General features: G+C 41.7%; 14 protein-coding genes. All 14 read right to left on the reverse strand.

Annotated elements, in window-relative coordinates:
• Positions 1-5: 5 nt before the first annotated feature.
• The 14 genes from LC090_RS11990 to yfmF all read right to left on the reverse strand — a co-directional run bounded on the left by LC090_RS11990 (position 6) and on the right by yfmF (position 14,800).
• Positions 6-929, reverse strand: coding sequence for a dipeptidase (locus LC090_RS11990; protein WP_226658265.1), 924 nt, complete (start codon positions 927-929; stop codon positions 6-8).
• Positions 930-1,017: 88 nt separating this feature from the next.
• Positions 1,018-1,278: a stage V sporulation protein SpoVS gene (gene spoVS / locus LC090_RS11995; RefSeq protein WP_044391806.1), complete on the reverse strand. Its 261-nt coding sequence runs from the start codon at positions 1,276-1,278 to the stop codon at positions 1,018-1,020.
• A 101-nt stretch (positions 1,279-1,379) separates the two neighbouring features.
• Positions 1,380-2,174: a TIGR00282 family metallophosphoesterase gene (locus LC090_RS12000; protein WP_159782397.1), complete on the reverse strand. Its 795-nt coding sequence runs from the start codon at positions 2,172-2,174 to the stop codon at positions 1,380-1,382.
• Positions 2,175-2,279: 105 nt separating this feature from the next.
• Positions 2,280-3,842, reverse strand: a complete 1,563-nt coding sequence (gene rny / locus LC090_RS12005; RefSeq protein ID WP_194221458.1) for a ribonuclease Y — start codon at positions 3,840-3,842, stop codon at positions 2,280-2,282.
• A gap of 376 nt (positions 3,843-4,218) precedes the next feature.
• The gene (gene recA / locus LC090_RS12010; protein WP_226658266.1) at positions 4,219-5,265 is read right to left on the reverse strand and encodes a recombinase RecA; all 1,047 of its coding nucleotides are present in this window, start codon (positions 5,263-5,265) and stop codon (positions 4,219-4,221) included.
• Positions 5,266-5,458: 193 nt separating this feature from the next.
• The gene (locus LC090_RS12015) at positions 5,459-7,027 is read right to left on the reverse strand and encodes a DEAD/DEAH box helicase (protein ID WP_226658267.1); all 1,569 of its coding nucleotides are present in this window, start codon (positions 7,025-7,027) and stop codon (positions 5,459-5,461) included.
• Between the two features lie 12 nt (positions 7,028-7,039).
• Positions 7,040-8,269, reverse strand: coding sequence for a competence/damage-inducible protein A (locus tag LC090_RS12020; protein ID WP_226658268.1), 1,230 nt, complete (start codon positions 8,267-8,269; stop codon positions 7,040-7,042).
• Between the two features lie 184 nt (positions 8,270-8,453).
• On the reverse strand, positions 8,454-9,032 hold the full coding sequence (pgsA, locus tag LC090_RS12025) for a CDP-diacylglycerol--glycerol-3-phosphate 3-phosphatidyltransferase (RefSeq protein ID WP_226658269.1): 579 nt from the start codon (positions 9,030-9,032) through the stop codon (positions 8,454-8,456).
• Positions 9,033-9,213: 181 nt separating this feature from the next.
• Positions 9,214-10,161 carry a helix-turn-helix domain-containing protein gene (locus LC090_RS12030; RefSeq protein ID WP_226658270.1) on the reverse strand — a complete coding sequence of 316 codons (948 nt, stop codon included), beginning with the start codon at positions 10,159-10,161 and terminating at the stop codon, positions 9,214-9,216.
• Between the two features lie 17 nt (positions 10,162-10,178).
• On the reverse strand, positions 10,179-10,961 hold the full coding sequence (locus LC090_RS12035; RefSeq protein WP_226658271.1) for a YmfK family protein: 783 nt from the start codon (positions 10,959-10,961) through the stop codon (positions 10,179-10,181).
• A gap of 168 nt (positions 10,962-11,129) precedes the next feature.
• The gene (locus tag LC090_RS12040; RefSeq protein ID WP_226658272.1) at positions 11,130-11,381 is read right to left on the reverse strand and encodes a DUF3243 domain-containing protein; all 252 of its coding nucleotides are present in this window, start codon (positions 11,379-11,381) and stop codon (positions 11,130-11,132) included.
• A 69-nt stretch (positions 11,382-11,450) separates the two neighbouring features.
• Positions 11,451-12,161 (reverse strand): elongation factor P 5-aminopentanone reductase, encoded by a 711-nt coding sequence (ymfI, locus tag LC090_RS12045; protein WP_226658273.1) that lies wholly within the window; start codon positions 12,159-12,161, stop codon positions 11,451-11,453.
• A gap of 72 nt (positions 12,162-12,233) precedes the next feature.
• Complete coding sequence (gene yfmH, locus LC090_RS12050; protein WP_226658274.1) at positions 12,234-13,520, reverse strand: EF-P 5-aminopentanol modification-associated protein YfmH; 1,287 nt, start codon at positions 13,518-13,520, stop codon at positions 12,234-12,236.
• Between the two features lie 2 nt (positions 13,521-13,522).
• Positions 13,523-14,800: an EF-P 5-aminopentanol modification-associated protein YfmF gene (yfmF, locus tag LC090_RS12055; protein ID WP_226658275.1), complete on the reverse strand. Its 1,278-nt coding sequence runs from the start codon at positions 14,798-14,800 to the stop codon at positions 13,523-13,525.
• Between the last annotated feature and the right edge of the window lie 234 nt (positions 14,801-15,034).

Consider the following 15,034-nt stretch of genomic DNA (forward strand, 5'->3'; position numbering starts at 1 on the left):
CTTACTTAGCTTGGGATTCTAGCAATCAAATTTTTACCTAAAAAGCCATTTACCTGATCATCATTGTAATAACGATGTAGCTCCTCAACAAGTCGAGGATAGTCGCTGTAGCATGTTAAGTTTTTGGGAACTTGATCAATACCATCAAAATCAGAGCCAAGTCCAATATTCTCCGCACCACCAAGGCTACAAATATGTTCAATATGATGGATAATATCCGATACACTTGCATTTCGATCATTACGTAAAAACTTTGGTACAAAAGTAACGCCGATCAAGGAATTCTTCTCAATCAGTGCAGTTAATTGCTGGTTATCAAGGTTTCTTGGATGCGTGCAAATAGCTTTTACATTGGAGTGACTTGCGATCACATAACGTCCATGCTCAACGACATCCCAGAAGGCGCGCACGGAAAGATGGGAAACATCGGTCCAAATCCGATGCTGGTTATGTAAATCGACAAGGCTCCTCCCAAAATCGGTTAATCCTGCGCCTCTTGATTCAAGAATGCCATCAGCGGTCGCATTTCCGTAGTTCCACGTTAAGCCAACGGATCGTACACCGAGCCGAATAAGTGTCCTAAGCCTTGTCGCTTCCTTACCAATCGCATCAACACCTTCTAACGTGAGCATCGCCCCAATTTTTCCATCAGGAAGCTGCTCTGCTTCTTTTTTGGAGTAAACGGCTACCACGTCATCATATGGTTGAATAATCTTCTCATGAAATAGATCTACCATTTCAAGAGCACAATCAAATTTAGCGGAATCTGGTACACTTTCCGGAACATAAATCGCAAAAAGCTGTAACTTTGCTCCGACTCTTCTCATTTGATTAAGATTCGTATGAAGGCCTTGACCATCTTCAAAAGAGAGAGAGGGGTTTAGCCACATTTTACAAAGTACGTCACAATGTGCATCTACTATATTCATGATGATCCTCCTTCATTCTTTCTACAGTACAGATTAAAGTATAAAAAACCTGTTTGTAAATACAAACAGGTTTTTCTGACGGAACTATTTAGCGAGGCTCTACAATAAGTTTAATTGCGGTACGCTCTTCACCATCAATTAAGATATCAGTGAAAGCAGGGATACAAATGAGGTCAACGCCACTAGGTGCTACAAACCCTCTTGCGATGGCTACTGCCTTCACAGCCTGATTTAGTGCACCTGCTCCAATCGCTTGAATCTCGGCATTTCCGCGTTCCCGAAGGACGCCCGCAAGTGCACCAGCTACAGAATTAGGATTGGATTTTGCTGAAACTTTTAATATATCCATTATAGCCCCTCCTTAATTTGATCATCCATTACCACTCTAGACTATATTCCTTGTAAGAAGCTTGTATTCCTGCTGTTTCCGCCATTTTTTCCAAACGTTCTTTAATCATAGAATGGATGGTCGTCATTAATCGCAATTCGTTCAATCTTTGTGGCCTTACCAGTTTTTGGATCTAGTGTTAAAAAGACCCCACTAAGTTGTTCCCGCCCTTTCGTTACTTCAAACCTCACAGGCATCGTTGTCAGGAACTTATTAATAACAGCTTCTCGCTCCATGCCTAGAATGCCATCGTAAGGTCCCGTCATTCCAGCATCTGTTAAGTAAGCTGTCCCACCAGGCAAAATGCGCTCATCAGCTGTTTGCACATGAGTATGCGTTCCAACAACCGCGGTTACTCTTCCATCAAGGTACCAGCCCATCGCTTGCTTTTCACTTGTTGTTTCTGCATGAAAATCAACAAAGATAACCGGTGTTCTTTCTCTCATTTCTTCTATCAGTTCATCCGCTTTACGGAATGGATCATCCATGGCAGGAAGAAACGTTCGACCCTGCAAGTTAATGACGCCCACTTCAACGCCATTTATATTTACAATCGTTGATCCATTTCCAGGTGTTCCTTCTGGATAATTCGCAGGTCTAACGAGTTTCGGTGCACGATCAATAAATTCAAAAATCTCTCGGTTATCCCACGTATGGTTCCCCATTGTAATCACTTGAGCACCCGACTCCAGAAAGCCACGATAAATTTTTTCTGTAATGCCACGCCCACTTGCAGCATTCTCTCCATTCACAATCGTAAAGGTGGGTTTATATTTTTTCTTTAAACGAGGTAAATAAGTTGAAACCATATTGCGTCCAGGAGAACCGACTACGTCTCCAATAAATAAAATCTTCATATTAATGCTCCAATCTCTGTTTTCATTCTTTATCAGTTTATCAAAAGAAAGTATCGTTCGTAAGTTTTTGGTGAAATTAAATAAAGCGATGCGCGCGGCATCGCTTTATTTTGCATACTCAACTGCCCTTGTTTCACGGATGACCGTGACCTTAATGTGCCCAGGGTAGTCCAGTTCATTTTCGATTTTCTTCGTAATCTCTCGTGCAAGACGATACGATGAAACGTCATCGACTAGATCAGGTTTCACCATGATCCGAATTTCTCGACCAGCTTGAATGGCGAACGATTTCTCAACGCCTTCAAATGACTCAGAAATTTCTTCAAGCTTCTCAAGACGACGAATATACGTCTCAAGCGTTTCACGACGCGCTCCTGGACGTGCAGCGGATAAAGCATCGGCTGCTGCCACAAGCGTGGAGATTACTGATGTTGCTTCCGTATCACCATGGTGAGATGCGATTGCATTAATGACAACCGGATGCTCTTTATACTTCGTTGCAAGTTCTACGCCAATTTCGACGTGACTCCCTTCAACTTCGTGGTCAATCGCTTTACCGAGATCGTGAAGGAGACCAGCGCGACGTGCAAGCTGTACGTCTTCTCCAAGCTCTGCGGCCATGAGACCGGTAAGGTAAGCAACTTCCATGGAATGTTTCAAGACATTTTGTCCATAACTTGTACGGAACTTCAATCGGCCCAGGATCTTAATAAGATCTGGGTGGAGTCCGTGAACCCCAATTTCAAATGTGGATTGTTCTCCCACTTCGCGAATGTATTCATCCACTTCCCTGCGTGATTTCTCAACCATTTCTTCAATTCGTGCAGGGTGAATTCTTCCATCCTGTACGAGTTTATCCAGGGCATTACGAGCAATTTCTCTACGTATCGGATCAAAACCGGACAGAATAACTGCCTCAGGTGTATCATCGATAATCAGGTCAATTCCCGTTAGCGTTTCAAGAGTTCGAATGTTTCGGCCTTCACGACCAATGATCCGACCTTTCATCTCGTCATTAGGCAGGTTAACAACGGAAACCGTTGTTTCTGCAACATGATCCGCTGCACAGCGCTGAATCGCAAGCGACAATACTTCTCTCGCCTTCTTATCAGCTTCTTCTTTCGCATAATTCTCGCGCTCTTTTACCATTTGCGCTAGCTCATGCTCAAGTTCCTGCTCGCTTTCACGGAAGATGATTTGCTTCGCTTCTTCCCTCGTTAAACCGGAAATTCGCTGAAGCTCGTGTTGTTGCTCTTGAAGCAACTCCTCCACTTTGCCTTCCATCTCTTCAATTTGTCGTTGTTTTTTGGTGAGAGAGTCCTCTCTTCTTTCGAGGGAATCCTCTTTTTTGTCAAGAGTCTCACTTTTACGATCAAGGACCTCTTCTTTTTGTACCAAACGATTCTCTTGTTTTTGTAACTCATTTCTGCGTTCACGAATTTCACGCTCAGCTTCAACACGAAGATTATGATTCTCGTCCTTCGCTTCAAGCATAGCTTCCTTTTTCAAAGCTTCAGCGTCGTTTTTACCTTCTTTGATAATCCGTTGCGCTTCCATTTCTGCACTGGAGATTTTCGCTTCAGCAATCGTTTTGCGAACAAGAAATCCAACAACTGCTCCGACGACTGCAGAGACCAGCATAGTGGAGATGATGATCACTATATCCATCGAACTCACCTCCTCCTGCTATCAACTTGTTGGTTTGCTGTCATGTTAATACTTAGTACCACTTGCAAGATTTCAATCCAGCACATGTCATCTGTTAAGAGTAAAGTATAATTTTACTAGAAAATTATAATTATACAATTAATATTGTATCTTTCAGCGTAAAGGTTGTCAAGAGAGCACATAGAGGCAAAATCCCTTCAAATATCTCATTATAGCTCATTTTTTCGCCTTAAACTTCTCTTGAAAACGTCGTGATTGAATAGGCATTCACTGCCTGATCATGGAAACTCAGTCAGTTTTAAGGTGGACAAACTAGTATCCAAAGACAATATAGCTAGAAAAAAAGCCGGTCTTTGTGACCGACTTTCCAATCTTTTTATTCTTCGTCAGGAAGAAGCGTTTCGTTACCTGCAGCAGCTTCATCCACTTGCTTATCGGCATCAAGATTATGATGAGCGCGAATACGCCCTTCAATCTCAGCTTCCATTGCCGGATTTTCTTTCAAGAATTGCTTTGCATTTTCACGACCTTGTCCAAGGCGTTCACCTTCAAAGGAGAACCATGCGCCGCTCTTCTGAACGATTTCAAGATTTGAACCAATATCAAGGATTTCACCCTGCTTGGAAATACCTTCCCCGTACATGATGTCGACTTCTGCCTGTTTAAACGGCGGAGCTACCTTGTTCTTAACAACTTTAATTCGTGTTTTGTTTCCGACCATGTCATTACCCTGTTTCAGCGTTTCAGCACGACGAACTTCTAATCGAACAGATGAATAGAATTTCAGCGCACGTCCGCCTGGAGTTGTTTCTGGGTTACCGAACATAACCCCAACTTTTTCACGAATCTGGTTGATAAAGACCGCGGTTGTTTTGGATTTATTAATTGCACCAGAAAGCTTACGAAGTGCTTGAGACATTAGACGTGCTTGCAAACCAACGTGTGCATCTCCCATTTCACCTTCGATTTCAGCCTTTGGTACAAGGGCAGCTACGGAGTCAACAACAACCATATCTACTGCACCGCTTCGTACGAGCGCTTCAGCAATTTCAAGGGCTTGTTCTCCTGTATCAGGTTGAGAAAGTAATAGTTCATCGATGTTAACACCGAGCTTTTCTGCATAAACCGGATCAAGGGCATGCTCAGCATCGATAAATGCGGCCTGACCGCCGTTACGCTGAACTTCTGCAATCGCATGAAGAGCAACAGTTGTTTTACCTGAAGATTCCGGTCCGTATACTTCGATAACGCGACCTCTTGGATATCCTCCTACACCGAGAGCAATATCTAGAGCCAGTGACCCAGTGGATACTGTAGAGACTCTTTGCTCCGCTTGTTCGCCGAGCTTCATGATTGAACCTTTACCGAATTGTTTTTCTATTTGTCTAAGTGCCATATCTAAGGCAGCTTTACGATCACTCACGAATGAATTCCTCCTCGTTATTAAGCTATCACTATCATATCTCTTTTTCGGTCATTTGCCAATAGAAAACCGAACATTTATTCGTCTTTTTTTATTTTGGAAGACTCTTGACATTTCCTGAACCTGTATAAAGAAACAAGCTGATGATGAAAGAAGAACGATCAGCCCCTTGTTGAAGCTGATCGTCATCTATTTACACTCTGCTTTTTTGTGGTTTGGCAGGTTCTAAGTGGATTGATTTACCATCAATCCCACCTGCCCGAAGCGCTTCGTAGACGAATGGCGCAACGTCTTCATGTACTTCAAAGAACGAGAATTTCTCGAAGATATCAATCCGGCCGACAGATTCTGTTTCAACACCCGCCATAGCTGAGAGTTCACTTAGCAATTTTTTAGGGTGGAGATCAATATTACGTCCTACGTTCAAGAAGAAACGAACCATTCCGTTCTGTCCACCTGTTTCACCGAAATTATATTCAGAAGGTGTGGTGTTTTGCTTCTCTTGAATGGCATTTTCAAGAAAAGCTTGAACAAGATCTTCTGCATTGTACTTTGCTAATAGAAGATCGGCCGTTTCGCGAGCTGTTGAATCAGATTTCTGTTTTTTCAGCTGCTTTTCAACAGATTTTACGATGTTATCAAGATCTACTGTTTCATCTTGAAGAGGCTCTGCTGAAAGGTTCAACTTAATCTTTGATTCAATTGACTGTAGGAAGCGCATATCTTTTGGTGTTACCAGGGTTAGCGCAATTCCTTTGTTACCAGCGCGTCCTGTGCGTCCAATACGGTGAACATAGCGCTCAGGATCTTCAGGAATATCATAGTTAATCACGTGGCTCACGTGAGCGACGTCAATTCCTCTTGCTGCGATATCGGTCGCTACAAGGAAATTCACTTGAGATCGTCTAAAGAGATTCATGACTTTAGATCGCTGTTGCTGAGTAAGATCACCATGAAGCTCTTCCGCGCGGTACCCACGCTTTTTCAATGATTCCGTTACTTGCGCAGCCCCTTTTTTCGTTTTAGTGAAAATGATTCCAAGACGAATGTCTTCGCTTTCAATAACGCGACAGAGTGTATCAAATTTATCACTTTCAAATGTGCGGTAATAGACCTGCTCCACTGTATCAGCAGTTACATCCCCTTTAGAAACGGAAATAGTAATTGGATCTTTCAAATACTTACTTGAAAGCTTACGGATCGGCGCTGGAATGGTAGCAGAAAATAAAAGTGACTGACGCTTAACAGGCAGCTGTTTAAAAATCAGTTCAATATCGTCAATAAAGCCCATATCAAGCATTTCATCAGCTTCATCTAGAATAGCTGTATGAATATTATCCGTGCGAAGCGTCTTACGCTTTAAATGGTCAAGCATACGTCCCGGCGTTCCGACAACAATGTTAACGCCTCTTTTTAAAGCGCGAATTTGATGATAGATTGGTTCCCCACCGTATACTGCGAGTACATTTAGACCTTTGTATTTTGAGAGCTTCTGTAGCTCGATGGCTACCTGCATGGCTAGCTCACGCGTTGGCGTTAAAATGATCGCTTCAGGACCACCGATCTTTTTCACTTTTTCAATAACGGGAATACCAAACGCAGCCGTTTTCCCTGTACCAGTTTGCGCCTGACCGATCATATCTCTTCCTTCTAGAATTGGCTCAAGAGCTTTTTCCTGAATCGGAGTGGCTTCTTTAAAGCCAAGCTCGAGCACAGCTTTTTTCACTTCATTTGATAATGCAAAGTCTTCAAAATTCTTCATAACTTAGGACATTCACCTTTCTAACTTCAATAATGTATTAAATCCATGTTTCACAGTACGTTTGCGAATCGCATTGCGGTTCCCAGCAAGTTTCAGGGCAATCACTTTTTCACCAGATGGTGCATCCACACCGATATAAACGGTTCCAGCCTCTTTTCCTTCACTAGGATCAGGACCAGCAACACCTGTGAAACTGATGCCAATATCGGTTTTGTATCTCGCTTTTACGCTTCTTGCGAGTTCAATCGCACACTCTTCACTTACGGCACCGTATGCTTCAAGTGTCTCTTTTGATACGCCGATCTCTCGCTTTACTTCGTTAGAGTAACACACAACCCCTCCGTAGAAAAGTGATGATACTCCAGGGAGATCTGTTAACTCCTGACTGAACATACCGCCTGTAAGGCTCTCCGCTGTTGAAATAGACCAGTTACGATCCTCAAGCATTGAAAAGACTTCTTTTGCAAGCGTCGTCTCTCCATAGCCATATAAAAACGATCCAACGCGTTCATGGATTTTCTTTTCTGTTTCATCAATCAACTTGTTTGCTTCTTCTTTTGAGTCAGCTTTAGCGGTTAAACGTAGTGTCACTTCCCACTCACCAGCTAGCGGTGCAATCGTAGGATTTGTTTGCTGATCAATTAAATCTTCAAGTTCTGTTTCGAGTCTCGATTCTCCAATGCCAAAAAACCGAAGAACACGTGAGACAATCGTATCTCCCTGCTTCAGCTGTCCAAGTAAATAGGGCTCTGCATAGTTTGTAAACATTGGATAAAGTTCTTTAGGAGGTCCAGGGAAAAGCATGTACGTATGATTGTTTTCCGTAAGAGCCATACCCGGAGCCATACCATTATCATTTCGAAGAACTGTAGCACCGTCTAGTACTAGTGCCTGCTTACGGTTATTTTCCGACATTGGAGCACCTGTTTTGTCATAATAAGCTTGAATTGTGTTCATTGCTTCTTCGTTATAGACAAGCTTTTTATTGAGAGTTTCTGCGATCGTTTCTTTTGTAAGATCATCTTTCGTAGGACCAAGTCCACCTGTGAAAATCAGGAGGTCTGAGCGTGTCTGTGCAACTTCTATTGCCTGTTTTAAGCGCTCGTTATTATCGCCAACTACCGTATGATAAAAAACATTGATCCCAAGATCAGCCAGACGTTTTGAGATAAACTGTGCATTTGTGTTTGCGATTTGTCCAAGTAATAACTCTGAACCAATTCCAATAATTTCAGCGTTCATTTCTAACCATCCCCTCTATTCGAATCAAAGTACTGATTCAATAGCTTATCATTCGTCCACTTCCATTATACAATGGTTTTGCCTTTACGTATAAGAATGCGCACTGAAGAAACAAAGATACGTATGACTTTAATCGCCTTTTGAGGGCTCAAAAGGGAACAGAATGATCTGTTCCCTAAAGGTGTTAACGTGATTTAAGTAGGACCTCTTTATTCTTAGAGAAGTAATCCCATCCCGAATAGACTGTAATAATAAGCGCAGCCCATAAGGAAATCGTTGCAAAAGGAAAACCAATGGCTTCAAACGGAACATTCTGAATCAAAAGCATGATAATCGCGATGATTTGAATCCACGTTTTCAATTTACCAAGATTGCTCGCGGCAAGAACCTCTCCTTCTGAGGAAGCAACCAATCTTAATCCCGTGACAGCAAATTCACGGCTAAGAATAATAACAACAATCCACGCTGGCGCACTTCCAAGCTCAACGAGTGAAACAAACGCTGAGGTCACGAGAAGCTTATCGGCAAGCGGATCGAGGAATTTCCCGAGATTCGTGACCAGGTTATGTTTTCTAGCTATGTAACCGTCTATCCAATCGGTTACCGAGGCAAAAATAAAGATCGCGGTTGCAATTAAATGAGAATTTAATAAAACGGTACCTGCGATTTCTGTTTCACCTAGCGGCAGTGGCGCCAGAAGAAAAATAAGAAAAACAGGAATTAAAAAAATGCGTGATACGGTAATTTTATTAGGCAAATTCACGTGTGTTCCTCCTAAATGTCATGTAACCTATTAATCGTGTGCTGATCTCTTTTTATTTTCTTCCTCACAACCCCACTAAATCGTATTCTATTCTATCACTGTTTCTTTCATGCAGAAAGGAAAACTTCACCAATCTAGAATCGAAAGAAAAGAGCCATCTGAAAGATGACTCCATGAGAGCTTAATCTGCTTTTTTGAAATTAATCGTAACATTTTGAACAACTGGTTCTTTAGGAATGTCGAGCTTCTCGCCATTCACAAACACTTCAATGCTAGGTGAACTTCCTAGTCGAAGCGTCGCAGATGTTTCACTCGATAAATCTTGCGTCACATTTTTCCCTTTAGCAAGACTCTCGTAGACATACTTTTTATCACTCGCCCCTGTTAAAGCGACCCAGCTAGAGCCTGATGCTTTTAGCTTCACTTCAAACTGATCTGCGTTAGTGATGTCATAAGTTGAATGATCCGCATCACTCTTTACTTTCTTAATCTCCATTTCAGGAGCTGGTTCTTCTTCTTTCTCTTCCGCAGGCTTTTCTTCAGTTTCATCCTTTGCTTTTTCATCGTCAGACTTTGCTTTATCATCTTGTGTCGCATCGTCTGATGATGCAGCATTCTCTTCATCACTTACTTCATCTGAGTTAGGAGCACTGCCGCTGTTTTCATCACTTGTTACTTGCTCTTCCGCCTGATTTGTCGTTGCATTCTGATTTGTTTTCTGATCACCGCTCTGAACAACATACCAGATTAACGCGGCCACACCTACAATCAGGAGCACAACGAGAACAGATGGAAAAACGGAAGACCATTTCGAAGACGCAGATGATGATTTGCTTGGTGTTGACGGCCTTCTCATTTTCCTTGGTGGTAAACTTTCAGGCACATCTGCATTTGCTTTTGGAATTTCAGAAGCGTACTCCTCAAGCAATTCTTCCCCGTGAAGGCCAACTGCTTCCGCATAGTTTTTAATGAATGCACGCGTATAAAAATTACCTGGAAGCAGTTCGTAATTTCCTTCTTCAATGGCAAGAAGATAGCGTTTTTGAATCTTAGTAATGGACTGAATTTCCTCGAGCGATAATCCCTTATCATTTCGAGCTTCCTTCAGACGTTGACCTAGCTCTGTCAATGAAAAACACCTACCAATTAGTTAAAGTCTAAGCTTGAAAATCCAGAAGATCGATTTTCAATTACCTGATATGTAATTTCTTGATCCGGATCGTCTCGCAATTCAATTATATAATCAAAATCGTTCATCGTATACTCTGTTTCTTGAACAAATATATCAGGATGTTCGACAACCTTTGTTGCCGGTAGTCTCATAATATCACGAAGTACCTGCCAGTGCCGCTCTGAAGCTCTTCTTGCAGATACAATTCCATCAATTAAAAAAATATGATCGCTATTTAATTCGTCATCTGCGATTTGAGTGCGAACCGTTTGTTTTAGCATTGTCGAGGATAAAAATACCCATCGTTTGTTCGCACAAACGCTTGAAGCAACAATAGATTCAGTTTTACCTACTCGGGGCATTCCACGAATACCGACGAGCTTATGGCCATCCTGCTTAAAGATTTCAGCTAGAAAATCAACGAGCAAACCAAGCTCGTCTCGAATAAATCGAAACGTTTTCTTATCATCTGCGTCACGCTGGATATACCTTCCATGTCGTACAGCAAGACGATCGCGTAATTTTGGTTCCCTCATTTTGGTTACCGTAATATTATCCATCGTATTGAGAATGGACTCAAGTCGCTCGATCTGCTCGATTTCATCAACAAGAAGAAGCAGGCCTCTTCGCATATCGTCCACACCATTGATCGTAATGATATTAATACCGAGCATACCTAATAGGGAAGCGACGTCGCCTAAAAGGCCCGGTCTATTTTTATGTATTTCGTATTCCAGATACCATTCCTTCTTCTCCATACGCCAACTCCTTTAGCCACAAATTTCCTATGTTCCTTTAATCATAAATGATTTTCATAAAGGTTAAAAGAGATGAATAGGGATTTTGTTTACTTTTCTTACAACATTTGAACAATTTCATAGAAAAAGAAGGGTAACGGTGCACCCTCCTTTTAAAGAAATCATCATTTATCTTTCGTTTTGAACAAGCTTAACCATCATATTTGCGATCGCATGCTGTTCTTCTTGACTTGCTACATGCCATAGGTCAGCAAGAAGCTGCTCCTGCTCATTCTTTGCTTTCACTCCATCAGCAAGGTATCCGCCGATCTGATAAGCAACATCTGAGACAACTTCTTGAGAAAGCCCTTGCTGTTCGCCTTGACTTAAGCGATCGTGCAAGAACCCTTTCCATGAATCAAAATTATCTAGTACAGACATCTATGTCCCTCCTTTATCAAGTCATCACCTATATGTTGTCTCGAAGGAATGGACATTATGCATCGTTTTTTATTGCCAGGCTCCATCAATGGAAATTATTTGACCGCTTATGTAGGAAGCTTCTGTTGAATCTAAAAATGAAATCAATGCAGCTACCTCTTCAGGCTGACCGGCTCTCCCCATCGGTATTTCATCAACTAAAGTTTGTTCATCTTCCCCAGATATTCGTGCATTCATTTCGGTTGAAATATAGCCTGGTGCGACGGCATTCACTCGGACGCCACTCGGCCCTAATTCTCTAGCTAACCCCTTCACAAAAGCATTCAAGCCCCCTTTTACGGAAGAATAAACCACTTCACAAGATGCTCCAGATAAGCCGAATACTGACGACACCACGATAATGGAACCTTGTTTCTTTTGCACCATAGAGGAAATGTAGTGCTTTGCAAGCTTAATGGATGATGTAAGATGAAGCTGAATCATGGCATCTATTTCATCTCCTGACATATCTGTTAACAAACCAAAGTAGCTGTTACCGGCATTTAGAATGAGTGTATCCACTTCCTCAACCTTATCTGTCAAAACCGCTACCCCGTCTTTTTTTGCTAAATTAGATTGGACTGGTACGAGGTCCGCATAAGAATATTCCGCTTCCATTTCTTGTATCGAAACAGCGTTGGTGTTGTAGTGAGCAAAAACGCGATCGCCTTTTTGCAAGTAGTTCATCGTAATGGCTCTTCCAATACCTCCACTAGCCCCAGTGATCAAAACGTCTTTCACAAAACTCTTCCTCTCTTTTGAAACTGAAAACAGTTTTTATCATCAGTGAAAAAGCACCCGGTCGGGTGCTTTTTAGCTCTTCGGAACAACTTGACAAACAGTAAATGACTCTTCTGCGAAATGACCTTTAACTGCTTCTTCGATATCTTTTGCCGTAATCGATTCAAGCATAGGAACAACTTCAAATAAATCCATGTCATTAAACCGATAGCGAGTAAACTGATTCGCAATAAATTCTGGTGAATTTAATGCCCGTAAAAAGCTACCGATTTTTTTCTTTCTGATACGCTCAAGCTGATCGGAATTCACTGCTTCATTTTTAAATGATTGGATCATCTCATATAACCGATCTGCAAGCTCATCAGGTGAACTTGTGTTGCTTCCAACGATTGAAAAGCCGAACTTCTCTTCTTCCGTAAAGTCATATGAAAAGCTCTGATCAATTAACCCTTCATTGTAAAGCTTCTCATAATTCTCGGAGCTTTGACCAAACATTAAGTCAAGCGCAAGATTAATGGATAACTCATGCTTTAGTAGATCTTCTCCCTGGCGTCCAGGGTTCGGTTCTTTAAATCCAACGAGGCATTTCGCCACTTGAACAGACATTGGGAGAACTTTCTTTTGCTCCGCTACTTTTTTCGGCTCTTTATCAAAAAAGCGTTCGATTGGCGGCTGATCTTTATACGATTTTGATGCCTGATTTTTCTCCACAAATGACATAATTTCATTCGGCTCAACTGCACCTACAATAAATAACACCATATTTGAAGGGTGATAGAACGTTTCATAGCACGTATACAGGGATTCTTTCGTGATTTTTGCGATTGAATCAATTGTACCAGCTATATCAATTTTTACCGGATGGTGGTGAAACATATTTTCAATTACACCAAAATAGGCACGCCAATCAGAATTGTCATTGTACATTTCAATTTCCTGGCCGATAATGCCCTTTTCTTTTTCAACACTTTGATCGCTAAAGTAAGGATCTTGAACAAAGTTCACGAGTGTTTCAAGGTTCTGCATGACGTTCTGAGTAGTTGAAAACAAGTAAGCGGTTCTTGTAAACGAAGTAAATGCATTCGAAGATGCCCCCTGCTTACTAAAATCTTGAAATACATCTCGGTCTTCTTTCTCGAACATTTTGTGCTCTAGGAAATGAGCAATACCATCTGGGACTTGCACATCCTCTGATCCGTTTAGTGGAACGAAATGATTGTCTACTGAGCCATATTTTGTTGTGAATGTGGCGTACGTTTTATTAAATCCCTTTTTAGGAAGAACATACACATCAAGACCATTGTCCATCGTTTGATGATAGAGCGTTTCCTGCAACTGATTAAATGGAATAGTTTTCATGATTAAGCCTCCTCGCCTTTTAAGAAATAAACGGTATCAAGCTTAACCTTATCCGCAACCGCTAAAATATCTTCTTTTGTCACAGCTTCTACTCCGTCAAGCCACTCTTCAATTGTACGTAGCTTCTGTGAAACGACCCCATGATACAGAAGTTCTACCATACCTTTTGCATCGTCGACCGTTTCTAGGAGCTGATTTCGAATCATCGTTTTCGTTTGCTTCATTTCGTCTTCGTTAAAATCTCCATCTCTCATCGCAGTAAGCTGTTCCTTAATAATATCAACAGTCTTGTGATAGTTTTTAAACTCAATGCCAGACATGACGATGATTAACCCTTTGTGACTTTCATAGCGAGAAGCCGCATAATAAGCAAGACTCTCCTTTTCACGGACATTACGGAAAAGCTTGGAATGAGAGAATCCTCCAAACATACCATTAAATACCTGAAGAGCGAAGTATTCATCATCCGCATAGCCAACGCCAGAACGGAAGCCCATATGAAGCTTTCCTTGCTTAATTTCCTGTGTTTCAAGAATTTCTTTCTCTTCGACATCCAGTGACGCCTTTTCGGTTATTTCAGACTGCCGTTCCGTACGCTCTTCAAAAGGAAAAAGCTCTTTAACCACTTTTTCTGCATCCACGCCTTCTAAGTTACCAACTAAATAAAAGTCAATTTCATCTTCTGCACAAACTTTTTTATAATAATCATAAAGAGACTGCGCCGTCACGCGATCCACTTCATCTTTTTCTCCATAAATATGCAAACCAAAAGCCTCATTCGGGAACATCTCTTGTGTAAGTCTCATGTTCGAATAACGCATTTTATCATCATAAATAGATTGGATTCGCTGTTTCATCGTACGCTTTTCTTTATCAACAATCGAAGAATCAAAGCCAGATCCATCCGTCTTCGGATTCATGATCACTTCTGAAAGTAAAGAAAGGGCTTTCTTAAACAAAGGTTCATCTTCAGAAAGAAACTTTTCATTCGCAAAATCCATACGGAACGTCATCACATGGAAATCACCTTTCTTAGCAAGATCCACACCAAGCGTTGCGCCATAAAGCTTCTCAAGCTCCGTACGGACCGCTTTTGAAGAAGCATAGTTTTTCGTACCGCTTTGCAACACATATGGCAAAAGAGCCCTCTCTGTGACCGTCTCCTTCGTCAAACGCGCCTTAAATTGAACCACAACCGTCGTCGTTTTATATTTATCCGTCTGGATCCTATGTAGCGTCAAACCGCCGCACGAGGTTTTCTCATGAGGGATAATCGCCATTGACCTCACTCCTTTTTTAAATCCATTACCTACCATTAGAGGAAAGTAAAACTTACCCCCTTTATACCATAGTATGTGTCATAGTGTAAGCAATTAGTACTTTTTAAAAGAAAAGCGGAAGTGGGCGGTTAGACACGGCAGGCACTGGAGCCCTATAAATTGAACACGCCCTTTGTGTTCGAGTTATAGGGTGAAGTGACCGAGAGTCTGTCCACTGCAGCTGGATCAAGAAAA

Source organism: Guptibacillus hwajinpoensis, from assembly GCF_020524165.1.
GTDB classification, from domain to species: domain Bacteria; phylum Bacillota; class Bacilli; order Bacillales; family Guptibacillaceae; genus Guptibacillus; species Guptibacillus hwajinpoensis_D.